16 protein-coding genes are annotated in these 23754 nt (G+C 71.7%); 7 read left to right on the top strand and 9 right to left on the bottom strand.

The annotated features are described in order from the left end of the window. The 3 genes from QR78_RS09795 to ssuD all read left to right on the top strand — a co-directional run. A partial coding sequence (locus tag QR78_RS09795; RefSeq protein ID WP_048427324.1) for an ABC transporter permease subunit occupies window positions 1-558 on the top strand: 558 nt, incomplete at its 5' end. 27 nt (window positions 559-585) lie between these two features. Continuing rightward, the gene (locus QR78_RS09790) at window positions 586-1407 is read left to right on the top strand and encodes an ATP-binding cassette domain-containing protein (RefSeq protein WP_048427323.1); all 822 of its coding nucleotides are present in this window, start codon (window positions 586-588) and stop codon (window positions 1405-1407) included. A gap of 236 nt (window positions 1408-1643) precedes the next feature. After that, window positions 1644-2807, top strand: a complete 1164-nt coding sequence (ssuD, locus tag QR78_RS09785) for an FMNH2-dependent alkanesulfonate monooxygenase (protein ID WP_048427322.1) — start codon at window positions 1644-1646, stop codon at window positions 2805-2807. A 61-nt stretch (window positions 2808-2868) separates the two neighbouring features. On the opposite strand, the gene QR78_RS09780 is transcribed toward ssuD, so the two are convergent. Further along, on the bottom strand, window positions 2869-3546 hold the full coding sequence (locus QR78_RS09780; RefSeq protein WP_048427321.1) for a GntR family transcriptional regulator: 678 nt from the start codon (window positions 3544-3546) through the stop codon (window positions 2869-2871). Window positions 3547-3676: 130 nt separating this feature from the next. Between QR78_RS09780 and QR78_RS09775 the strand changes: the two genes are divergently transcribed. From QR78_RS09775 to QR78_RS09765, 3 genes are all read left to right on the top strand, one after another. Continuing rightward, complete coding sequence (locus tag QR78_RS09775) at window positions 3677-5092, top strand: FAD-binding oxidoreductase (RefSeq protein WP_048427320.1); 1416 nt, start codon at window positions 3677-3679, stop codon at window positions 5090-5092. 63 nt (window positions 5093-5155) lie between these two features. Beyond that, a complete protein-coding gene (locus QR78_RS09770; RefSeq protein ID WP_048427319.1) occupies window positions 5156-6496 on the top strand; it encodes an MFS transporter in 1341 nt (446 codons plus the stop codon). Further along, window positions 6493-7365 carry an isocitrate lyase/PEP mutase family protein gene (locus tag QR78_RS09765; RefSeq protein WP_048427318.1) on the top strand — a complete coding sequence of 291 codons (873 nt, stop codon included), beginning with the start codon at window positions 6493-6495 and terminating at the stop codon, window positions 7363-7365. The genes QR78_RS09770 and QR78_RS09765 overlap by 4 nt, the downstream gene beginning before the upstream one ends. 162 nt (window positions 7366-7527) lie before the next feature. Here the strand turns inward: QR78_RS09765 and QR78_RS09760 are convergent, their stop codons facing one another. The 6 genes from QR78_RS09760 to repA form a co-directional block, all read right to left on the bottom strand. Continuing rightward, window positions 7528-10749: an error-prone DNA polymerase gene (locus QR78_RS09760; protein WP_048427317.1), complete on the bottom strand. Its 3222-nt coding sequence runs from the start codon at window positions 10747-10749 to the stop codon at window positions 7528-7530. 223 nt (window positions 10750-10972) lie between these two features. Then, window positions 10973-12475: a DUF6504 family protein gene (locus QR78_RS09755; protein ID WP_082173739.1), complete on the bottom strand. Its 1503-nt coding sequence runs from the start codon at window positions 12473-12475 to the stop codon at window positions 10973-10975. Further along, a complete protein-coding gene (locus QR78_RS09750) occupies window positions 12393-13133 on the bottom strand; it encodes an ImuA family protein (protein WP_048427316.1) in 741 nt (246 codons plus the stop codon). Before QR78_RS09750 ends, QR78_RS09755 begins: the two co-directional genes overlap by 83 nt. A gap of 2081 nt (window positions 13134-15214) precedes the next feature. After that, complete coding sequence (locus QR78_RS09745; RefSeq protein WP_048427326.1) at window positions 15215-16348, bottom strand: replication protein RepA; 1134 nt, start codon at window positions 16346-16348, stop codon at window positions 15215-15217. A gap of 198 nt (window positions 16349-16546) precedes the next feature. Then, the gene (gene repB / locus QR78_RS09740) at window positions 16547-17593 is read right to left on the bottom strand and encodes a plasmid partitioning protein RepB (protein WP_048427315.1); all 1047 of its coding nucleotides are present in this window, start codon (window positions 17591-17593) and stop codon (window positions 16547-16549) included. Further along, the gene (repA, locus tag QR78_RS09735) at window positions 17590-18810 is read right to left on the bottom strand and encodes a plasmid partitioning protein RepA (RefSeq protein WP_048427314.1); all 1221 of its coding nucleotides are present in this window, start codon (window positions 18808-18810) and stop codon (window positions 17590-17592) included. The genes repB and repA overlap by 4 nt, the downstream gene beginning before the upstream one ends. 262 nt (window positions 18811-19072) lie before the next feature. Here repA and QR78_RS09730 point away from each other — a divergent pair, with 262 nt between their 5' ends. After that, window positions 19073-19693 carry a pyridoxamine 5'-phosphate oxidase family protein gene (locus QR78_RS09730; RefSeq protein WP_048427313.1) on the top strand — a complete coding sequence of 207 codons (621 nt, stop codon included), beginning with the start codon at window positions 19073-19075 and terminating at the stop codon, window positions 19691-19693. 66 nt (window positions 19694-19759) lie between these two features. Here the strand turns inward: QR78_RS09730 and QR78_RS35970 are convergent, their stop codons facing one another. Together QR78_RS35970 and QR78_RS09720 are read right to left on the bottom strand one after the other, a co-directional pair. Then, on the bottom strand, window positions 19760-21799 hold the full coding sequence (locus tag QR78_RS35970; protein ID WP_082172142.1) for a methyl-accepting chemotaxis protein: 2040 nt from the start codon (window positions 21797-21799) through the stop codon (window positions 19760-19762). A 144-nt stretch (window positions 21800-21943) separates the two neighbouring features. Continuing rightward, window positions 21944-23713: an ABC transporter ATP-binding protein gene (locus QR78_RS09720; protein ID WP_048427312.1), complete on the bottom strand. Its 1770-nt coding sequence runs from the start codon at window positions 23711-23713 to the stop codon at window positions 21944-21946. Between the last annotated feature and the right edge of the window lie 41 nt (window positions 23714-23754).

Below are 23754 nucleotides of genomic sequence, written 5' to 3'. Positions count from 1 at the left end.
ATCGGCGGCGGCATCGGCTTCGGCTTAGGGCTGGCCAATGGTCTGTCGCGCCTGTCGGACCGGCTCACCGACACCACCGTGCAGATGATCCGCAACATCCCGCACCTGTCGCTGATCCCGCTCGTCATCCTGTGGTTCGGCATCGGCGAGGAGGCCAAGCTCTTCCTGGTGGCGCTCGGCGTGTTCTTCCCGATCTACGCCAACACGCTGCACGGCATCCGCTCGGTCGATCCGCAGCTGGTCGAGATGGGCCGGATCTACGGCATGTCGAAGCCCGAGCTGTTCTGGCGCGTGGTGCTGCCCGGCGCCCTACCGTCGGTCTTCGTCGGCCTGCGCTACGCGCTCGGCATCATGTGGCTGACCCTCATCGTCGCCGAGACGATCTCGGCCTCGTCGGGGCTGGGCTACATGGCGATGCAGGCGCGCGAGTTCATGCTGGTCGACGTCGTGGTGCTGGCGATCCTGATCTACGCGCTGCTCGGCAAGGTCGCCGACCTCGCGACCCGCCGGCTCGAGCGCGCCTGCCTCGCCTGGAACCCCGCCTACCGCGCCGCCTGACCCCCATTCGCGCCCAGGATCACCCCCATGTTCGCCAGCACCCTGCGCCGGTTCGAGGGCGCTCCCGCCGCCCGCACGGCCCTGCGCCGCGAGGCCGTCGACCGCGAGATCGCCCGCGACCGGAGCACGGCCGGCCTCGGCCTGACCCTGCGCGGCCTGTCCAAGAGCTTCGACGGCGGCAGGCCGGTCATCGACGGGCTCGACCTGCACATCCCGGCCGGCCAGTTCGTCGCCGTGGTCGGGCGCTCGGGCTGCGGCAAGTCCACCCTGCTGCGCCTGATCCTCGGCCTCGACGCGCCGAGCGCCGGCCGCGTCGCGGTGGAAGGCGGGGACACCCCGCGCCGGATCATGTTCCAGGAGCCGCGCCTCCTGCCCTGGGCGAGCGTCCTCGACAACGTCGCGGTCGGCCTGCGCGGCGGCACGGCGGCGGAGCGCCGGGCCCGCGCCGCCTCGGCGCTCAAGGAGGTCGGCCTCGCCGAGAAGGCGGAGCAATGGCCCGCCACCCTCTCGGGCGGCCAGCGCCAGCGGGTGGCGCTCGCCCGCGCCCTCGTCAGCCGGCCGGGGCTTCTCGCCCTCGACGAGCCGCTGGGCGCCCTCGACGCGCTGACCCGCATCGACATGCAGGCGATGATCGAGCGGATCTGGCGCGCGCAAGGGTTCACGGCGCTCCTCGTCACCCACGACGTCGCCGAGGCGGTGGCGCTCGCCGACCGCATCCTCGTCGTCGAATCCGGCCGCATCGCCCTCGACGTGCCCGTCACGGTCTCCCGCCCGCGCCGGCGCGGCGACCCGGACCTGGCGGCCCTGGAGGGGCGCATCCTCGATCACCTGCTGGATGGGCGGGGCTGACGGATCGTTCATCGAACAATCCGACGAGATGCCAGCTTCGCCCCACCCGCAACCTCATCCTGAGGTGCGAACGAAGTGAGCCTCGAAGGAGGGCTCCGGAAGCCACTGTGCTTCCTGGAGACCTCCTTCGAGGTCAGTCGATGTTCAATCGACCGACACCTCAGGATGAGGTTGCGGGTTGGAAAACTCGATCACTGCCGCCGAACAGGCGCACTCTCATTCCCCGGAGTTCCCCCATGACCGGCCAGACCGACGTCCTCTGGTTCCTGCCCACCCACGGCGACGGCCGCTATCTCGGCGCCCAGGAAGGCGCGCGGGCCGTCACCCTGCCCTACCTGCGCCAGATCGCCCAGGCCGCGGACGAGCTCGGCTATTTCGGCGTGCTGCTGCCGACCGGGCGCTCCTGCGAGGATTCCTGGGTCGTCGCCTCGGCGCTGGCGCCGCTGACGCAGCGCCTGCGCTTCCTGGTGGCGGTGCGGCCCGGCCTGCAACTGCCCTCGACCGCCGCCCGCATGGCCGCGACCCTCGACCGGATCTCGGACGGGCGGCTCCTCATCAACGTGGTGACGGGCGGCGATCCGGTGGAGCTGCGCGGCGACGGCGTGTTCCTGTCCCACGACGAGCGCTACGCCGTGACCGACGAATTCCTGCGTGTCTGGCGCGGGCTCCTCTCCGGCGAGACCGTGACCTACCGGGGCGAACACCTGCAGGTGGAGGAGGGCCGGCTGATCTTCCCGCCGGTCCAGAAGCCCTACCCGCCGCTCTATTTCGGCGGCTCGTCGCCGGCCGGGATCGAGGTCGCGGCCGAGCATTGCGACGTCTATCTGACCTGGGGCGAGCCCCCGGCCGGGGTGGCGGAGAAGATCGCCCGGGCCCGCGAGGCGGCCGACAAGCGCGGAAAAACCTTCTCGTACGGCATCCGCCTGCACGTCATCGTGCGCGAGACCGAATCCGCGGCCTGGGAGGCGGCCGAATCGCTGATCTCGCGCCTCGACGACGCCACCATCGCCAAGGCGCAGGCGACCCTGGCGCGCCAGGATTCCGTCGGCCAGAGCCGGATGATGCAGCTCCATGGCGGCCGGCGCGACAAGCTGGTGGTGTCGCCGAACCTCTGGGCCGGCGTCGGCCTGGTGCGGGGCGGGGCCGGCACCGCGCTGGTCGGCTCGCCCGATCAGGTCGCCGACCGGATGAAGGAATACATCGATCTGGGCATCGACCGCTTCATCCTCTCCGGCTACCCGCACCTGGAGGAGGCCTACCGCTTCGCCGAGCTGGTCTTCCCCAAGCTCCCCTTGCGCGGCACCACCGGCCGGGCGGCGACGAACGCCCGCAACGACGGCCCGTTCGGCGAGGTGATCGCCAACGACATCGTGCCGGGGCGGAGCGTGTCGGCGCATTGAGGGATGGCGCACGCCCCGCCCGGGGCGGGCCGCCGCGACCGGCGGGCGCAGCCGCCGGCCCCTACGCGCCGCGCACCCGGATCGCCTCGCGGTAGACCGCGGCGGAGCGCAGGATGTGGCGGCCGAGGATCGCCAGCAGGGCCTCCGCCTCGCCCGCCGCGAAATGCCCGATCATCGCCGCGTGCTCGGCAAACGAGGTGTCCTGCTCGTGCAGGCGCGGCACCGAGAGATGGGCGCGCAGGGCCGCCACCTGCCAGGCGATGGATTCGTAGGCCTTCGCCAGGTAGGCGTTGCCGCAATGATGGAAGAAGCTGGCGTGGAAGACGGTGTCGGCGCGGGCATAGGCGCGGCCGTCGCCGCTCCGGCGCGCCTGCTCCATCGCCCCTTGCGCCGCCCGCAGGCCGGCGAGCGCCGCCTCCGGGGCGACCGCGAGGCCGAGCCGGACCGCCTCGCTCTCGAGCATCAGCCGGAACGCCGCGAGCTGGTCGACGTCGTCGGGCGAGGGATCGAACACGAACGTGCCCTTCTTCGGCACGATCACCACCAGCCCCTGCGCCTGGAGCCGCGTCAGGGCCTCGCGCATCGGGGTACGGCTCACCCCCATGGCGAGGCCGACCCCATCCTCCGGCAGGGCCTGGCCGAAGGCGAGTTCCGCATTCACGATGGCGTCGCGGATCCGCTCCTCGACGGCGGCGGAGAGCGACTTCGGAACCGTGAGATCGAGCTGGATCGGGGGCATGCCGGCTTATCGCACAGCCCCGTCCCATCCGCGACCGATCCTTCTATTGTATCCAAGGTACAATATGCTTGATCGACGCAGCCGATTGCTGCACGGTCCGGCGCAACGATCGGATCGCCGGGAGGGCGTCATGGAAGGAAGCATCGCGGCTCGTCCGCTCCGGGCGGGCCTGCCGGATACGCTGGTGCGGGCCCTGACCGACCTCCTCGGCGAGCGCTTCACCCGGAGCCTGCCCGAGCGCGAGCATCACGGACGCGACGAGTCCTACCACCCGACATGCCCGCCCGAGGCGGTGTGCTACGCCCTCTCGACCGACGAGGTATCGGGCATCGTGCGCGCCTGCGCCGGCCACCGGGTCCCGGTGATCCCGTTCGGCGGCGGCACCTCGCTGGAGGGCCACGTCGCGGCGTTGCAGGGCGGCGTCTGCCTCGATCTGAGCCGCATGACCCGCATCGTTGCGGTGCGGGCCGACGACCTCGACGCGACGGTGGAGGCCGGGGTCACCCGCCAGCAGCTCAACGCGCACCTGCGCGACACCGGCCTGTTCTTTCCCGTCGATCCCGGCGGCGAGAGCACGCTCGGCGGCATGGCGGCGACCCGGGCGTCGGGCACCAACGCGGTGCGCTACGGCACGATGAAGGACAACGTCGTGTCCCTCACCGCCGTGATGGCGGACGGCACGGTGATCCGCACCGGCTCGCGGGCGCGCAAATCCTCGGCCGGCTACGACCTGACCCGGCTGCTGGTCGGCTCGGAGGGCACGCTCGGCATCGTCACCGAACTGACGGTGCGGCTCCACGGCATCCCGGAGGCGGTCGCGGCCTCCGTCTGCGCCTTTCCGAGCGTCGAGGCGGCGGTGGCCACCGTGGTCGAGATCGTCCAGTGCGGCGTGCCGATCGCCCGGGTCGAGCTTCTCGATCCCGTCACCATCGCGGCGGTGAACCGCCACTCGGGGACCGCGCTCGCCGAGATGCCGACCCTGTTCATGGAGTTCCACGGGACGCAGGCCGGGACCGCCGAGCAGATGGCGCTGGTGGGCGCGCTCGCCGAAGGGAACGGCGCGCTCGGCTTCGAGACCGCCGCCGATGCCGACGCCCGGGCCCGGCTGTGGCGGGCGCGGCACGACGTGCACTACGCGGTCCAGGCCCTGCGCCCCAACGGCCGGGTCTGGAGCACCGACGTCTGCGTGCCGATCGCCAGCCTGCCGCGCTGCCTCGCCGAGACCCGGGCGGACATCGCCGGCGCCTCGTTCCCGATCACCACGGTCGGCCATGTCGGCGACGGCAATTTCCATCTCGGCCTGATCGTCGATCCGTCGAGCGAGGCGGAACTGGCGGAAGCCGCCGCGATCAACGACCGGCTGGTGCGCCGCGCCATCGCGATGGAGGGCACCTGCACCGGCGAGCACGGCATCGGCTCGGGCAAGATCAAGTTCATGGAGCTGGAGCACGGGGCGGCGATCGGGGTGATGCGGGCGATCAAGCGGGCGCTCGACCCCCTCGGCATCCTCAATCCAGGCAAGGTCCTGCCGGGCGAGGCGGACTGAACGCCGACGCCCGCGCGAGCCGCGACACAACAATCACCACAACAAACGAAGGGGAAACGCCCGATGACACCCGCCGTCGCCTCACCGCCCTCGGAGACCGAGGCCGCCGTCGCCACCGCCCGGCGCCGCCTGGTGCCGTTCCTGGTGCTGATGTACCTGCTCGCCTATCTCGACCGCGCCAACGTGGCGTATGCCAAGCAGGCGCTCCAGCTCTCGACCGGGATCACGGAGGCGGCCTTCGCCTTCGCGGCCGGCATCTTCTTCGTCGGCTACGCGGTGTTCGAATTGCCGAGCAACCTGATCCTGCACCGGGTTGGGGCGCGGGTCTGGCTGTCGCGCATCATGGTGACCTGGGGGCTGCTCGCCGCCGCCATGGCCTTCGTGCACGGCGATACCTCGTTCGCGGTGCTGCGGGTGCTGCTCGGCATCGCCGAGGCCGGCTTCTTCCCGGGCGTGCTGCTCTACCTGACCTACTGGTTCCCGGCCAAGGAGCGGGCCCAGATCCTCGGCCTGTTCTACCTGAGCCAGCCGCTCTGCTTCATCCTCGGCGGGCCAATCTCGGGGCTCCTCCTCGACATGCACGGCGCCTTCGGCCTGGAGGGCTGGCAGCTGATGTTCCTGGTCGAGGGCCTGGCCGCCTCGCTCGTCGGCGTGTGGGCCTATGTCTACCTCACCGACCGACCCCGCGACGCCGCCTGGATGCCGGCCCGCCAGCAGGCGGCCCTGGAAGCCGCGATCGCCACCGAGAACGCCGCCAAGTCGGCGCACGGCGCGGTCCATCTCGGGGCGATCTTCCGCAACCCGCTGCTGGCGCATTTCGCGCTCACCTACTTCTCGATCGCGATCTGCGGCTACGGCATCGCCTTCTACCTGCCGGCACAGGTGAGCGCGCTGCTCGGCACCAAGATCGGCCTCGGCGTGACCCTCGTCACCAGCATCCCGTGGCTCTGCGCCTTCGCGGTCAGCGCGTTCTGGCCGGGCCTCGCCCAGCGCAGCGGGCGCCGGCGGACCTTCGCGGTCGTCTCGCTCCTCTGCGCCGGCCTCGGCATGATCGCGTCCGGCTACCTGCCGCCGCTCGTCGCCGTGCTGGCGCTCTGCGTCTCGGTCGCCGGGCTGATCAGCGCCCAGCCGATCTTCTGGACCTTCCCGATGGGCTATTTCGGCGGCTTCGCGGCGGCCGGCGGCATCGCGGTCATCAACGCGATCGGCAACCTCGGCGGCTTCGTGGCGCCGAACCTGAAGGTCGCGGCGGAAGGCTGGGCCGGCACCGGCCTCGCCGGCCTGTGGGTGATCGGCGGCGGTGCGCTCCTCGCCTCCCTCCTCGTCGCGCTGATCCCGGCCCGGGCCGAGCTCAAGGACGATGCCCGCACCGATGCCGTCTCCTCCAAGGGGGCGCTGGCATGACGGCGCAAAACAGCCCCGCCGCCCGGCTGCGCGCCGGGATGGCGCAGGGCATCGTCATGGCGCCGGGCGCGGCGGATGCCCTGACGGCCCGCCTCGTCGAGCGGGCCGGCTTCCCGGCGGTCTACATGACGGGGTTCGGCGCCACGGCCGCCCGGCTCGGCCTGCCCGATCTCGGCCTGATGTCGCAGACCGAGATGACCGAGCATGCCCGGATCATGACCCGGGCGGTGACCATCCCGGTCGTCGCCGACGCCGATACCGGCTATGGCGGGCCGGCCAACATCCACCGCACGGTGCGCGAGCACGTCCAGGCCGGGGTGGCGGCGATCCACCTGGAGGACCAGGTGGCCCCGAAGCGCTGCGGCCAGCTCGCCGGCATCCGCCTCGTCGATGCCGAGGAGAACGCCCGGCGGCTCGCCTGCGCCCTCGAGGCGCGGGGCGAGGACGACCTCCTGATCATCGGCCGCACCGACGCGCTGCCGGCGATGGGCCTCGACGAGGCGGTCCGCCGGGCCGCCCTCTACGCGCAGGCGGGGGTGGACCTCGTCTTCGTCGACGGGGTCAAGCGCGTCGCCGAGGTCGAGGCGATCGCCCGCGCCGTGCCGGGGCCGAAGGTGGTATCGATCGTCGACGGCACCGAGGCGGTGGCGCTGACGGCCGCCGACCTCCAGGCGATGGGCTTCAGCCTCGCCTTCTACGCGCTGAGCGCCCTGTTCTCCGCCGTACGGGCGATGGAGGAGACCCTGGCGGCGCTCCGGCGCGACGGCACGCCGAGCGGTCGCGCCGACGCCATGACGAGCTACGGCGCCTTCGCCGACCTGGTCGATCTCGCCGGGCACCAGGCGCGGGCGGACCGGTTCGGGGGATGAAGGAGGGGCGGGCACATCCCTGCCTCCTGCTTACCCGCCGTCGAGAAGCTCTCTCCCCAGTCCCGGACCATGGAAGCGCCAGCGGAAGGAGATCCGGGACTGGCGGGAGACAAGCGGTCAACGACGATCCCGTCCGGTGCGGCACGCGGACGACCCGCCCCCTCACCGGAAATCCCGGCTCCCCACCCGCAGCGGCCGTGCCGCGCCCCGCGCATCGCCACCGCCGCGCCGCGCCTCGTCGCCCCGCCCGCCATCGACCGCCAGGGGCTCGCCCGGCGCGTCCTCGGCCACGCGGGCGAGCAGGTCCGAGCGGTCGATCAGGTGCTCGGCGACGAGGTGGATCACCTCGCCCTCGCGCTGCACCCGGCCGCGGGCGGCCATCAGGCCGGTTTGGAGGATCAGGGTGCGCTGGCGGGTGAACAGGGATGGCCAGATCACCAGGTTGGCGGTGTCGGTCTCGTCCTCCAGCGTGATGAACATCACCCCCTTGGCCGAGCCCGGCTTCTGGCGCACCAGCACCAGCCCGGCCACCGTCACCCGGGCGCCGTCGCGCAGCCGGCGGAGCGCCGCGCAGGCCGAGACGCCGTCGCGCGCGAGATCCCCCCGCAGGAAGGCGAGCGGGTGGCGGCCGAGGCTCAAGCCCGACGCCCGGTAATCCGCCACCACGGCGGCCCCCTCCCCCAAGGGCGTCAAGCGCACCGGCGGCTCGGCGAGTTCGGGGAGGGGCGCGGCCTCGCGCCGGTCGGCCGCCGCGAAGAGCGGCAGCGGCTCGGGCGCGAGCCCGCGGATCGCCCACAGGGCGGCGCGGCGATCGAGGCCGAGGCCCGCGAAGGCGTCCGCCGCGGCCAGGCTCCGCAGGCCCTTCAGCGACAGACCGGCCCGGCGCCACAGGTCCTCGACCGAGCGAAACAGGTCGGCCTCCCGCACGGTGGCGAGCCGGGCGCCGTCCTGGTTCCCCAGGCCCCGCACCAGCCGCAGACCCAGCCGCACCGCCAGCCTCCCCTCCCCGGCCGGCTCCAGGGTGCAGTCCCAGCGCGAGGCGTTGACGTCGATCGGCCGGACCTCGACGTCGTGGGCGCGCGCGTCGCGCACGATCTGGGCCGGGGCGTAGAATCCCATCGGCTGGGCGTTGAGGAGCGCGCAAGCGAACACGTCGGGGTGCCGGCACTTCAGCCAGGACGAGGCGTAGGCGACGAGGGCGAAGGAGGCGGCGTGGCTCTCCGGGAAGCCGTAGGAGCCGAAGCCCTCGAGCTGGCGGTAGGTGCGGGCGGCGAAATCCGGGTCGTAGCCGTTGGCGATCATCCCGCCGACGAGCTTCTCCTCGTAGAGATTGATCGTGCCGTCGCCCTTGAAGGTGCCCATGGCGCGGCGCAGGCCGTCGGCCTCGGCGGGACTGAAGCCGGCGGCGACGATCGCGACCTGCATCGCCTGCTCCTGGAACAAAGGCACGCCGAGGGTGCGCCCGAGCACGCTCTCCAGTTCTCTGGTCGGATAGGTGACCGGGTCGATCCCGCGGCGGCGGCGCAGATAGGGATGGACCATGTCGCCCTGGATCGGGCCCGGCCGCACGATCGCGACCTCGATGGTGAGGTCGTAGAGGTTTTTTGGCTGCATCCGCGGCAGCATCGCCATCTGGGCCCGGCTCTCGATCTGGAACACCCCGATCGTGTCGGCCTTCTGGATCATTGCGTAGGTGGGCTCGTCGTCCGGCGGAATGTCGGCGATCTCCCGCGGCGGGTTCGTCTCGGGCCGGTGCTCGGCGAGCAGCGTGAAGGCCCGGCGCAGGCAGCCGAGCATGCCGAGGCCAAGCACGTCGACCTTCATGAAGCGCAGGGTCTCGATGTCGTCCTTGTCCCACTCGATGATCTGGCGGTTCTCCATCCGGGCCGGGACCACCGGGCAGAGGTCGTCGAGCCGGTCGAGGGTGAGGACGAAGCCGCCCGGATGCTGGCCGAAATGGCGCGGCGTGCCGATCAGCGCCCGGGCGATCTCCAGGGTCAGCCGCAAGGCGCGCTGCGAGAGGTCGAGGCCGAGCGCCTTGGCCTCCCGCTCGCCGACGCCGTCGCGCGACCAGCCCCAGACCAGACGGGCGAGGGCCCCGGTGACGTCCTCGGGCACGCCCAGCACCTTGCCGACCTCCCGCACCGCGCCGCGGGCCCCGTAGCGGATCACCGTGGCGGTGAGCGCGGCGCGCGCGCGGCCATAGGTGGCGTAGATCCACTGGATCACCTCCTCCCGGCGCTCGTGCTCGAAATCGACGTCGATGTCGGGGGGCTCGTCGCGGGTCACGTTGATGAAGCGGGCGAAGAGCAGGCCCTGCGCCACCGGATCGATCGCCGTGATGCCGAGGCAGTAGCAGATCGCCGAATTCGCCGCCGAGCCGCGGCCCTGGCACAGGATGCCCTGGGAGCGGGCATAGCGGACGATCGCCTCGACGGTGAGGAAGTACGGCGCGTACCCCTTGAAGTCGACGAGATCGAGCTCGTCCGCGAGCTGCTTGCGGACCGCCTCCGGCACCCCGGCCGGAAAGCGCTTCGCCGCCCCCTCCCAGGTCATTGCGGCCAGCCGCACCTGGGCCGGCCGGCCGTCCTCCCCCGCCTCGTCCGGGTAGGTGTAGGTCAGCTCGTCGAGGGAGAAGCGGCAGGCTTCGGCGATGGCCACGGCCCGGGCCAGCGCCTCCGGGTGGCGGGTGAACAGGCGGGCGGTCTCGGAGGGCTCGTGCAGGTGGCGCCCGGCATGGCGTTCGCGGGCAAAGCCCGCCGCCTCGATCGTGGTCTTCAGGCGGATGCAGGTGACCACGTCCTGCATCATCCGTCGCTCCGGGACATGGTAGAGCACGTCGCCGAGGACGACGGTCGGGACCCGCGCCGCCCGGGCGAGACCGGCGATGTCGGAGAGCCGCAAGTGGTCGTTGACGCCGAAGCGGCGCGACAGGCCGCAGGAGAGATTCTTCCCGAAGATCTCCTTCAAGAGGCGCAGGCGCTCGGTCAGGGCGTCGTCGGCACGGTCGGCGGGCAGTACCGCGAGCAGCCCTTCGCTCCACTCCGCCACGTCGCCAGTTGTCAGGTGGCAACCGCCACGGGGCGCGCGCTCCCGGGATCGGCCGAGGGTGAGGAGGCGGCAGAGCCGGCCATAGGCCGCCCGATCGGTCGGGTAGACGAGCAGGCTCCAGCCTTCCGCCAGGTCGAGCCGGCAGCCGACGATCAGGCGGCAGCCGGTGGTACGCGCCGCCGCATGCGCCCGCACCATGCCGGCCAGCGAGTTGCGGTCGGTGACGGCGAGCGCCCGGATGCCCAGGAGGGCGGCCGTGGCAAAAAGCTCCTCGGGCGAGGAGGCGCCGCGCAGGAACGAGTAGTGGGTGGTGACCTGGAGCTCGATGCTCATCGGGGGCGCGACCGACTGCCGACGACGGCACCGTCGGCACGTTCCGTCCCACCCGCGACCTCATCCCGAGGTGCGACCGTCGGGGAGCCTCGAAGGAGGGCTCCAGATGTCGCGGTGATCCCTGGAGCCCTCCTTCGAGGCTCCCTCCGGTCGCACCTCAGGATGAGGTCGTGGACGGGACGAGATCCGATCCGATCGAGCAGGCTCCGAGCGACCGGTCGCATCACGCCTCCCCCAGCCCGTGCAGCCACCAGCGCGCGCCCTCCCGGGTCAGGCAATCGCGAAACAGCCAGTAGCGGGCGCCGGTCTCGTCCTCGACCCGGTAATAGTCGCGGGTGGCCGCGACCTCGTCCTCGGCGAGCCACCACTCGCCGAAGATGCGCTCCGGCCCGTCGGCCCGCGCCACCCGGCGGCGGGTGCCGCGCCAGGTGAAGGCGGTGGGCGGCGCGTCGGGGAGCGCGGCCAGGACCGCCACCGGCTCCGGCACGGGCAGCAGCCGGCCGGGCCGCGGCAGGTCGGCGGGCCAGGTGACGCCGGTGGCCGGGCTCAACGGGGCGACCCGGCGCACCGCCCGCTCGGGCCACTCGCTCTCGACCGGGCTGCGGCGAAACACCCGGCCGGGCCCGAGGCGCAGCACCAGCCGGTCGACGAGCTCCGCCATCGCGTCGGGGTCGGGCTCCTCGCCGGGGGCGGCGAGTTGGCGCGCGCCCAGGCGCTCGACGCGGGGCGCCGAGAGCCGCGCCTCGTCGAGGCCGTGGCCGGGATCGATCTGCGGCAGACGCTCGGTCAGCAGGCGGGCGAGGTGGGCGGGATCGCGGCTCGGCCGGGCGGTGCCGACGCTGACCGCCTGGTCGAGGCCGTCGACGCGGCGAAACACCAGGTCGAGCCGGCGTGCCCCGAGCCCGTGCCGGGCGAGCGCCTCGGCCAGCATCGCGCAGAGCCGCCCGGCCACCCGGGCCAGGGTCTCGGGCGCGCCGATCGGCTCCGGGAAGGCGAGGCGCACGGCGTGCTCGGCCGGGGGCGCGAGATAGGCGAGCGGCTCGGGGGCATAGCCGAGGGCCTGGTCGAGGCGGCGGCCGGGCTCCTCGCCGAAGCGCAGACGCAGCGGGCCGCGCGGCTGGTCGACGAGATGGGCGACCCGGGTGAGGCCGAGCTGGGCCAGGCCCGACACCGTGTCGGGCGCGAGGCGCAGGGCCCAGAGCGGCAGGTCGAGGAGGTGGGGGCGCTGCCCGGCCGGCGGCAGCACGGTCTCGGGATGCAGGCAGCGGGCGGCGGCCCAGGCAGCACCCGGCGTGTCGGCGAGCGCGACCCGCACCCGGTAGCCGGCCCGGGCGAGGCGCCGCCGCAGGGTGGCGAGCAACGCCGCCTCCCCGCCCTGCAGGTGGGCGGCACCCGCGACATCGATCCAGATCCCGTCCGGCGGGTCGGGGGCGACGAGGGGAGCGTAGATCAGGCACCAGGCCGCGAGGCGGGTCAGCGCCGCGGCATCCTCCTCGGGGTCGGCGGCGATCACCGCGAGGCCCGGCACCATCGCCTGCGCCTGGGCCAGAGCGAGGCCGGGGCGCAGGCCCGCCGCCCGGGCGGCGCGGTCGACGGCGGTGAGCACCCGGCGCGGGCCGTCCTGGCCGGCGGCCACCACGGGCTCATCCGGCGGCGGCCCGCCGTGCCGGCGCCGCCAGCGGTCGGTCGGCCAGCTCGGGAGGAAGACGCAGACGACCCTTCGCATCGGGAGCCTCGAGGAGCCAGGTGCGGGGCTCGGCGCCCCGGGCGCGGACGAGCGCCACGGTCCAGCGGGCCCGCGACAGGCCCGGAACGGGAAGAGCGGGAGAGGGCGCCGCGGTGACGCCCCAGCGGGTGGCGGCGGCGTTGGGCTCGGGCACGGCGGCGCCCCAGCGGCGGATCACCAGGGCGAGGCCTCCGCTGCCCTCGGCGGCGAGCTGGAGCCGGCGCGACGGGGTGAGCCCGAGCCGGGCGACCTCGCCGACCACCGCTGCGAGGCCGCGATGGCGCAACCCCTCCTCCATGGTGGGCAGCACCTCGGTCTCGCGCCGGGTCTCGGCATAGAGCACCCGGTCGGGATGGAGCCCGACCGCGGCGAGGCCGGGGGCGAAGAGGTCGCGGCGGGTGAGGCACCACAGCACCGGGCCGGGGAGCCGGGCCAGGATCGCGGCGACGAACAGGGCCGCGAGCGCCCCCTCCCCGTCCACCGGGCCCGCGGCCAGCACCTCGTGCACCGCGCCGAGGCGCAGGCCCCCGCCCGGCAGATGGGTGTCGATCGGGTCGACGCCGAAGGACAGGACCGGACGTCCCGCCGCCTCGGGCGCCAGCCCGCCGATCTGCTCGCGCAACGCCGCGAGCTGCCGTTCCCGCCCGGCCTGTCGCATCTCATGCCCATCACCGACCGAAACCCGAATATGTTCCTGTTTTGTTCGGTTTCGAGGGGGTGTCAACCGGGGCTGTGGATGGACGGCCTCACCAGCCCCCGGAATCCCGGTCGCCTGTTGACGGCAGCGGGGACAACGGCCTCGGCCCGAGTCGCAAGGCCTTGGACCACAACGCGATCGGTCCGGCCCGGGCTGCGCGCCGGATTCGGGCATAGCCGTGGGACAACCCGCGCCAAGCCGCCAGGATCGCCGCTGAGCTGGATTCGGGGCCGGCAGGTGCCGTACAACTGTCCCCGGGACGGACGGGCCTCCACGGGCCTCCTGGCGGAGAATCCGGGGTTTCGGGCTCGGACCGTGCCGGGGGTGAGAATCGAGGTCGGGCGCGAGCCCGGAATCGGGCCTCGCCGGGGCCTGCCGCGGGCCCCGACCGGCACGCCGACTTGCCTACGGCGAGCCATCCGCGATTCACACAGCTTTCCAAGCTGTTAATCGGGGCCTTGCGCCGAGTAACCTACGGGCCTGCGCAGAGTCGCCTTCCCGGCCCCCCGGATTCCACGCAGACGAGCCTACGCTCCTGCGCCGAGTTGCCTACGCGACCGCGCAGACCTGCCTACGCGAACAGGGGGCAAGCCCTTGAGCGGCAACGAAAAATCGCCACCCCATATAATACCCATATAGCTCTACGGATTCAGACTCTGAATCTAGATTCTGAATCTCTCATAAAAAGGGATTTGGGGATCAGGAGTTAGGGGGTTCCAGGGCTCGATCGGCGGAGAGGCGGATCGCGTTCTCGCCCGGTGGGAGCGCCCTCCCCTCCCGGCTCCGATGTCAGACGTCGGGCCCATCGTTCGACCGGGGCCGAGAGTCCTGAGGCCTGCGGCGGCGAGTCGGAGCCTCGCGATCCCCGAGTCGTCGCCCGACAAAGCCCAGAACAGCCGGCCGCGTTTCCCCGGGGATGAGTCGAGCCGAGGCTTGAGACGCGGGAACCGACCCGCCTCTACGATGGCTGATGATTCGCCGTCCCGATGCGGGACTCTCGCTCGACTCGCCGGGCGTTGCTGGAGGTCGGCAATACTTTGGCGCGACTCACGACTCTGCCGCCCGCGAGGGTTACCGGGATCCTGCGTCGGCCTGCTCGAGCGTAGGCAAGTCGGCGTCGATCCGGTGACGGACCGTAGGCGGGTCTGCGCGCCCGCGATCCTGAAAAAGATGCGGAATCTCAACGGACAAGGCTCCGATTCCGGGGGAAGTGTCGGCGTCCGGGGGCGTAGGCAATTCAGCGCGCCCGCGCACCTCTCCGCTGCGGGCGACGCGTAGGCAACTCGGCGTAGGACGGGCGCGCGTCACAGCGCCCGCCAGAGAGAAGGCGACTGACGATCTGATGTAAATTTGCCGTTTCTATAAATAGATATCTTGAGATTTGCTGTTTCGAGATCGCATAAAAAATAAAAATTCAGTTTATTGCGCTGAAAAATTCTTGATCATCGCGTCGATGAGCGCGCTGATCACGCATGAGGTTACGTATCGAGGCGGAGGGCCGGGCGAGACCCGAACGAGGACTCTGCAGCGTGGCGAGAGACTTGCGCGCCGCTCGCGAAACCGGCGGCGTGGTTTTTTTCTGCATGAGGCATGGCCGGCGGAGATGCGAGACCGGCTGACCGGTGTCACGCCGGACTGGCGCAGCCGCGATCCCGGCGCCGAGTGGTGCTTCGGCGTGCGCGTCCCATGATCGTGCCAACTGGCAACAGGGATGACGATGGTCCGTGCGCCCCCCAGCAGATGGGGCGGCCCGAATACGGAACGGCGCGTCTTCCCGTTCACTCACCGCGCGGCGCGGCCGCTCCTGCCGGGGAACGGATTTTCGCGTTCATTCGACGCGAAGATCGTCCTCCGGCGAGTCCGCTGGCGATCTAACCGGCTACGCCCGGACCGATCCCGTCATCATTCCCGTAATAAAAGGAAATAAATCCTATGAGCGGGCATGACTCGACGCCGACGATCCTACGCTCGCGGCGTGAGGCGTCATGCGCGCCCGACGTCCCGCCCCTCGACGAGACGGCCACGTAGGCAAGTCGGCGGAATCAAGCCCTTGCGCGGGCTCGCCTATTCGCCAGCGCCGCCTTGGGCGGCACCAGGAGGTCCTTCGGATCGGAGGGCAGCAGCTGCATGCCACCGTCGTCGAGGGTCAGGCGCAGACGTGGAAACACCTCGGTGAGGTGGGCGACGTCCTTGCGGAATTCCTGGCGAAAGGACCGGATCGAGCCGTTCTCGCTGCCGAACTGCTTGTAGAGGTTGTCCCAGGTGAGCCGCAGCGGCCGCTCCAGCCGCGAGAGCCGGTAGCCGACCCAAAAAAGCAGGTCGAGCTTGCGCGCCGAGCCGGCGAAGGCCCGGGCGGCCCGGATGTCGACCGGCAGGGCGTGCTGGATCAGGTTGTCGTAGAACTCGCGGTGGAAGGTGATGGTCGAGGACCATAAGAGGCCCTGGTCCGGGTGGTTGTGCAGCGGCAGCCACACGTCCATCTGCCGGAACGGCGGCACGTTGAGGGTCGAGGCGCGGGTGCCGTCCCACAGGCCGATCTGCATCGAGCAGGCGGCGAGCCGGTTGAGCTGCTCCTTGAACTGCTTGAGCGTGCCGCGCTCGCCGCCGGTGACCGGGAAGCCCATGTCGCGGATGAAGCCCGACATGCTCTGCGCCACCTCGACCTTCGGGCTGCGCTGGCGCACGGCTTCCGTGCAGAGATGCAGCAGCAGGAGCCGCGCCTTCGGGCCGTAGGGCAGCCCCTGCATCTCCATCTCGCCGGTCGACGGGTTGATCAGCCGGCCGGCATTGATGGCGAGCGTGTTGCGGCCGTATTCCCGCGAGACGTTGGTGACGCCCTTCGGCTCGCGATACGGCAGGCCGCACAGCGCCAGGACCGAGTGGATGTGCTGGATGTTCTCGGGCGCCGCCGGCTCGTTCTCGATCACCTCGCGCACCATGTCGCGGCGGCGCGCGTTGCGCGGCAGCCGGGCGCGCTCGGCGGCGGCCTCGGCCTTCAGCACCACCAGCTTGTCGCGCGCCTCCGACTCGGCGTCGCGCTTGGCCTGGCTCGCGCGCACGAAGGCGAGCGTCGCCTTGTAGGCGACGCTGCCGCGCGCCTTCTCGACGATCTCGAGGAGGTCGGGATCGCGCACGCCCTCGACCGGTTCGAGGACGGATTGCGGCGGGGTCGTCATCTCCACCAAGGGGCTCCGCAGGCGGATGCGGGCTTTCGGGCGCGCATCGTGACTCTGTTGGGTTGGAGTCCTAACGCGCGAAACCCGACTCGACAGAGTCGAGTCGGGCGAGATTCCGAAGCAGATCGCCAGATTCCTGTGAATCGGTGTGGCTAACCGGAGAGTCTTCGTCGCTCCGGTTCGGAGATAGGACGAACCTTAATCGGTGTCGTCTCGGGTCTTCGACTCGGCGAACGCGGCGTAGAGCTGTGGAAGACTCTGGATCAGGTAGGCGGCGAAGTCCGGTTCGAGGCTGTCGTCGACAGTGAGCTGGGTGCCTTGGCGGCCGCGGTCGATCCGCACCACCGGCCGTCCGCCGAGCGTGGTCCAGACCGCCGGCACCGGCGCCGGCCGCGGTGCCGGCGCGGTGAGCGCCGAAAACAGCCGGGCGAAGCGGTCGTCCGAGGACAGCTCCGAAAAGTCCGGCGTTGCCAGGACGCGGCCGACCACCTCGCCGGCGCCCTCGCGGGCGAGCGCCTCGACGAGGACGGTCCAGCGCGGCCGGCCGGTCTTCGGCGCCGGGCCGATCGCCGTCACGATGTCGACCGGTACCGCCCGGCCGATGCCGATCAGGCGCGAGAGCTGGGTTTTCTCCACCGCGAGCGCCGCCATGATGGTGGCGCGGTCGAAGCCGCGATCCTCGAGCGCGATCGCGAACAGGGCCCGCTCGATATAGCTGAGATCGGCCCGGGCCGAATTCTCCTGGCCCTGCGCGACGACGAGATCCTCGTCGGTGAGCGTCTTGACCACCGCCCGGACCGGGCGGCCGAGCTCGATCGCCGCCCGCAACCGGCGATGGCCGTAGGCGACCTGATAGCGGCCGGCCTCGGACGGATGCGGCCGGACCAGGATCGGCACCTGCTGGCCGCGCTCGCGGATCAGCGCCACGAAGGCGGCATGCTCCTCCGGATCGACCGACAGGCGGTCCTTGACGAAGGAGCCGTCGACGAGGGCGGTGTCGAGTTCGACCACCCGGTCGCCCGACGCCACCATGGCGCGGGCCTCCGCCGCCGCGCTGGCGATGCGCCCGAGGCTGCGCCCCATGGCGCCGACGGCGCCGGAGCGCACCAGCTGGCGGGGTGCCTCGGTGGCGGGATCGGTGGCCGGGGCCTCGACCGGGTTGCCAGTTGGCAACTCGGCCGGCGGCGTCTCGCGGTCGAGGGAGCGGGCGCCGAGGGCGGCGCGCAGGGCGTCCTTGCGCTTCATGCCGGCACGCGTCCCCAGGCGCGGTGCATCAGGCCTTCGATCTCGCCGTTGACCCCGTCGAGCGCCTCGATCGCCCGGTCGTAGGTGGCGCGGGTGAAGCTCTCGCGGCCGATCTCGTAGAGGGTCTGCTTGGACAGACCGGCATCCGACACGGCGGTCGATTTGAGCATCAGATGGGTGAGCACCCGCTCGCGGAAGAGCGAGCGCATGAAGCCGACCATCTGGGTCTGCGGCGCGTCGGAGGGTTCGTAGCGCGTCACGACGTAGCGCAAGAAGTCGTAGTCGAGATCGGCCCCGGCCTCCTGCACCACACCCAGGAGGTCGGAGGCCATCAAGAGGAACTGGCACATCGACATCACGTCGAGCATCTGCGGGTGCACCGTCACCAGCATCGCGGTGGCGGCGCAAAGCGCGCCGAGCGTCAGGAAGCCGAGCTGCGGCGGGCAGTCGAGAATCATCACGTCGTAATCGTCGGCGACGCTCCCGAGCGCCGTGGCGATGCGGCCGAAGAACGGCTCGGCATTGCGGTCGGCCAGAACCCGCGGGGTGTCGTGCTCGAACTCCATCAGTTCGAGGTTGCCGGGCACGAGGTCGAGGCCCGGGAAGTAGGTTTTTCGTACGACCTCGGCGAGCGGCTTCTGCTCGTCGTCGTGGCGGATCGCGGCATAGAGCGTCTGGTTCGGGCCGACGTCGAATTCCGGCTGGTAGCCGTGGAGGGCGGTCAGCGAGGCCTGCGGGTCGAGGTCGACCGCGAGCACCCGGTAGCCGCGCAGAGCCAGGTACTGGGCGAGGTGAGCCGCCGTGGTTGTCTTGCCCGATCCGCCCTTGAAGTTCACGACGGCCAGCACCTGGCAATGCTCGGCGCCCGAGCGGTGAGGCACGTAGCGCTTCGATTTCGGCCCGTCGTCGAGGAGCTGGCGCAGCTCGTTGATCTGGCCGAGCGTGTAGGAGCGGCGCCCGCCCGGGCCGATCTCCGGCTGAGGACCCTTGCTGGCGAGCGAGAGCTGGCGCAGGTAGCCGTCCGCAACCCCGATCAGCTTCGCCGCCTCGCCGGAGGAGAACGAGCGCAGCAGCTTGTGCGAGGCCGGGGGAAAGAGGGTGCGCCGCAGCGCGTTCAGCTCGCTCGACAGGGCATTGCCATCCTCGGCGATGATCCGGGTGATCGAGGGGCGGTCGGAGGCTGCGGCGGGTGCCTGCTCCTGCGGCAAGTCTGGCATTTACGGCTTTCGAGCGCGTCGCGGAAAAATTCCGTAAGACGATGCCAGCCTGGCCGTGACGACGCAAACGCTTTTTGGTTAACGATCATTAACCAGCCTTCAGCCGTCCTAGGTTGCCAGATGGCAACTGCGGCCGCGCGGCGACTCCGGCCAAGCCGTGCTCCTCGAGCGGACGTCACGGGGCCGTAAGCCCAATTCGATAGCGTCGGTGCCCACCGGCCCGTAAGCCGGTCGCGGTTATCGCGAAGGGGGAGACGAGCCGATGGCGATCCTGGAAACGGTGGCCGACCTGGAGCGGGTCTACGGCGATCCCGGTGCGGTCGGCGAAGCCTCGACCGTCAAGGTGGCCGACCACATCACCCCGCATTACCGCACCTTCATCGCCGCGGCGCCGTTCGTGTCGCTCGCGACCGTCGGTCCGGAAGGGCTCGATTGCTCGCCCCGCGGCGACCGCCCGGGCTTCGTGCGGGTCGCCGATCCGACGACGCTGCTCCTGCCGGACCGCCGCGGCAACAACCGGATCGACAGCCTGCGCAACGTCGTGCGCGATCCCCGGGTCGGGCTGATGTTCCTCATCCCGGGCGTCGGCAACGCGCTGCGGGTCAACGACCGCGCGGTGATCGACGACGATGCGGACCTGTGCGCGTCCTTCGCGATCGACGGCAGGGCGCCGCGCACCGTGATGGTGATCCGGGTCGGGGAGGTCTATTTCCAGTGCGCCCGGGCGCTGATCCGCTCCGGCCTGTGGCGCGCCGACGCGCAGGTCGATCCGAAGAGCCTGCCGAGTCCCGGCCAGATCCTGGCCGGGTTGAGCGAGGGCCGTGTCGGTGGCACGGCCTATGACGAGGCCTGGGCCGAGCGGGCGCGCCAGACGCTGTGGTGACGAAAAAATCCTCCGCGTGACGCGGAGGGTCGGAGGGCATGGACGGGGAGGGCGGCCTGGAAGGGATCAGGCCGCCTGGATGTCGCGCAGGAAGCCGTCGACCTCCCGCTTCACGGCGAGCGATTGCGACGCCAGTTCGGCGGCGGCGCTTAGCACCTGCGCGGCGGCGCTGCCGGTCTCGCCGGAGGAGGCCAGCACCCGCGACACGTTGTGCGACACGTCGCGGGTGCCATGGGCCGCCTCGCTGGCGTTGCGGGAGATCTCGCCGGTGGCGGCGGTCTGCTGCGTGACCGTCGCGGCGATCGCGGCGCTGATCTCGCTCATGCCGGCGATGGTGCGGTTGATCTGGCGCATCGCCTCCGCCGCCTGGCCGGTGGCGGCCTGGATCGCGCCGATCTGGCCGGTGATCTCCTCCGTGGCCCGGCCGGTCTGGCTCGCGAGTTCCTTGACCTCCGCCGCGACGACCGAGAAGCCGCGGCCGGCCTCGCCGGCCCGCGCCGCCTCGATGGTGGCGTTGAGCGCCAGGAGGTTGGTCTGCGCGGCGATGGTCGAGATGAGGGTCACGGCGGCGCCGATCTGGTCGGTGGCGGTGCCCAGGGCTGCCATGGCGGTTCCGGTCGCCGCGGCCTCGTGGGCGGCATGGCCGGCGACCTCGTTGGAGCGCAGCACCTGCCGCTCGATTTCCTGGAGCGAGGAGACCATCTCCTCGGCCGCCGCCGCCACGGTCTGCACGTTGATGGCCGTCTGCTCGGCCGCCGCGCTCGAGGCGACGGCCTGGCCGTTGGTGTCGTCGGCGACCTGGGTCATCGAGCGGGCGGTGGCGTCGAGCTCGGTCGCCGCCGAGGTGACGATCCCGAGCGAGCCGGCGATGGTGTGCTGGAAGTCGGAGACGAGCCGGTCGATGCGGTGCGCGCGCGCCACCCGGCGCTGCTGCTCCGCCTCGCTCTCGCTCGTCAGGAGGTCGGCCTGGTGCGCCTTGTCCCGAAACACTTCGAGCGCCCGGCTGATCCGGCCGATCTCGTCGTCGCGCGCGGTGCCGGTGATCGTCACGTCGTAACGCCGGTCGATCAGGGCCTGGACCGTATCGAGGCACCGCTTGAGCGGCGTGCCGATCAGGGTCCGGCTCGCCGCCGCGACGACGCCGACGAGGACCAGGAGGATCAGGAGCCCGCCCGCGGCGGTCTCGGCGACGCGCCGGTAGATCGGCTGCGTGAACGCCGCGGCCGGCACGTCCATCACCAGGGCCCAGGTCGTGTTCATGCCCGGCTGGGTGAAGGGGTAGACGAAGCGGACCGCGCCGTCCGGGCTGCCCCGGAGGATGCGCGGATGCCGGTCGGCCAGGGCGGCGGCGACCTCCTGGGCCCCGACCCCGTCATACTCCTTCATCAGGAGCTCGCTCTGCGGAGGGACGATCCACTTGCGGGCGTTCGACAGCAGCAGGACGCGCCCGCCCTCGAACGGCTGCAAGGCCGCGAAGGTGGCCGCGAGCCCGCTCAGCCGGATATCGACCCCGGCCACGCCGACCACGCGGCCATCGACCTTGAGCGGCGAGCTGATCGAGGTCACGAGCTGGCCCTGGTTGGTCACGTAGGGCTCGACGAGGACGCTCCGGCCGGACGTGACCGGGCTGGCGTACCATTCCTCCGTGGCGACGATCGGGAAGGTCCCGAAATCGAGGGTGCCGTCGTCCTTGCGGGTCCAGTACGGGGTGAAGAGGCCGGCCTCGTTCTCGAAGCCCGAGCCCGTCAGGGACTTGGCCGCCCGCTTGTCGGTCGTGTCCGACATCCAGGCCCCGAAGATGGCCGGGTAGTCCTGGATCAGGGACCTGGCCGCCGCGACCGCATCGGCCCTGCGCACGGCGCCGCCGCTCAGCTGCCCCGACATCGTGGCGGCGAGCGCCCGGCTGGCGGAGATCGCGTCGACGATCTGGATCGAGGTCTGGGCCGTCGTGCCGGCCGCCTTCTCGGCGGCGAGCTGCAGGATCTCCGCGTTCGTCCGCTCGGCCGCCGTCCATCCGGCGACGCCGACGAAGGCGAGAACGGTCACGCCGATCGCCGATCCGGCGATCAGCGTCAGCTTCGTGGACAGGTTACCCTTGAGGATCATCGACCGGCTCTGGCGTCGCGGATGTGCATCCGTACGTCAGGGTGCTTAATGAAACGCTCTCATTGCGGATTGACTTGGTCGAAGGCAGGTCGGGATCGGCTTTCTCGGTAATTAGCCGGCTTGCCTGGGGGCGATGCTGCCGGATCACGCCGCACTGGAAGGCTCCGCTCTTCGTGCCGACGGCGGCAGCACCTCGCCGGGCGGGCCCGAGGCGACGATCCGTCCCCCCTCCAGGACGTGCACGGCGTCGGCCCCCGCGAGGCTGGTGAGGCGGTGGGCGATCATGATCAGGGTGCGGGTGCCGGCGAGGCCCTGGACCGCCCGCATCACCACGCCCTCGGTCTCGTCGTCGAGGGCGGAGGTCGCCTCGTCGAACACGATCACGTCGGGGTCGTGGTAGAGCGCCCGGGCGATGCCGATGCGCTGGCGCTGGCCGCCGGAGAGCCGGGCGCCGCGTTCGCCGACGCGGGTGGCATAGCCCTCCGGCAGGGCGGCGACGAAGTCGTGCGCGCCGGCGAGCCGGGCCGCCCGTTCGACGGCGCCCGCATCGATCGCGTCGAGGCCGAAGGCGATGTTCTCCGCGATGGTGCCGTCGACCAGGAAGATGTCCTGCGGCACGTAGCCGATGCGGTTCTGCCAGGCCGGCAGGGTGGCGGCGTCGAGCGCGACCCCGTCCACCGCGAGGCGGCCGGTGGTGGGCGTGAGGAAGCCGAGGATCAGCCCGATCAGGGTCGACTTGCCCGAGCCGGTGCGGCCGACGAGGCCGACCGTGGTGTGGGCGGGTATGACCAGATCGATGTCCGAGAGCGCCGGACGGCCGGGCTCGTAGTCGAACCCGACGCGCTCGAGGCGGATCGCGTCCCGGAACGGCAGCCGCTCGGGGTCGCGGCGGACGGGCTCCCGCTCGCCGGCGAGGGCGTCGACCACGAGCCGGACCGCCGGCAGGGTGAAGCGCAAGAGCGCGAGTGCGTTGAACACGTTCTGGAACGCCGGCAGCATCCGGTAGCCCGCGAAGGCGAACAGGCCGAGCAGCGGCAGGATGCCGGCAGTGTCGAGCCCCTGCGAGAGCGCGAACAGCACCACCACGATGACGCCGCCGAAGGCCAGGGCCTCGATGACGAAGCGCGGCAATTGCCCGGTGAGCAGGCTCTCGGCGCTCGCCTGCGCGTAGGCCCGGGCCGGCGCCTCGAACCGGCTCGCGAAGCCTTCCGCCCGGCCGTAGAGCTTGAGCTCGGTCAGGCCGCCGATCGTCTCGTGCACCACCCGGAACCGGGCCTCGTTGCCGGCGACCGCCCGGGCGCCGATGCGGGCGAGCCGCGCCCGCACCACCAGGAAGATGCCGACATAGAGCCCGCCGAACCCGGCCCCGAGGATCAGCGCCAGGCGCGGCGAGACGACGAGCAGAAACGCGATCACGGCGAGCGCCGAGGTCGCCCGCGAGGCGATGACGGTGGCGGGGGTGAGCACGCCGACGACGAGGCGGTCGGTCTCGCTCAGGATCGTCTTGGCGAGCTCGGCGCTGTTGGCGGTGGAGAAGAACAACCGCTCCCGGTCCACGGTGCGGAACAGCAGGCGCCGGGCGAAGCCGTAGCCGACGGCGTGGCTGAAGCGCAGCTGGGCGTAGGTGAGCCCGGCATTGACGCAGGAGGTGACGAGGATCGCCGTGAGGGCGGCGAGCCCGACGACGATCAGGAAGCCGCGGTCGTCGGTCAGCCCGAGCCCGTCGCGGATCGCGCCCAGCGCCGGGATGCGCGAGGCCGCCCCGGGATCGCCGACGAGGGTCAGGAACGGCACCACCGAGGCGACGCCGACCACCTCGAGCAGGGCCGCGAGCGCCAGCCCGGCCCCGATCAGCCCGGCGCGGCGGCGCTCGCGCGGGGTCATGGCGCGGAGAAGGTCGATCAGGGCGCGCATGGCGGGCTCATCTGGACTCGAAGGGGGAAGGGGGGCACGGG

The sequence above is a fragment of the Methylobacterium indicum genome (assembly GCF_001043895.1).
In the GTDB taxonomy this organism is placed as follows: Bacteria; Pseudomonadota; Alphaproteobacteria; order Rhizobiales; family Beijerinckiaceae; genus Methylobacterium; species Methylobacterium indicum.
Note: the sequence above shows the minus strand (reverse complement) of the source record. Positions and strands in the feature narration are given on the sequence as shown.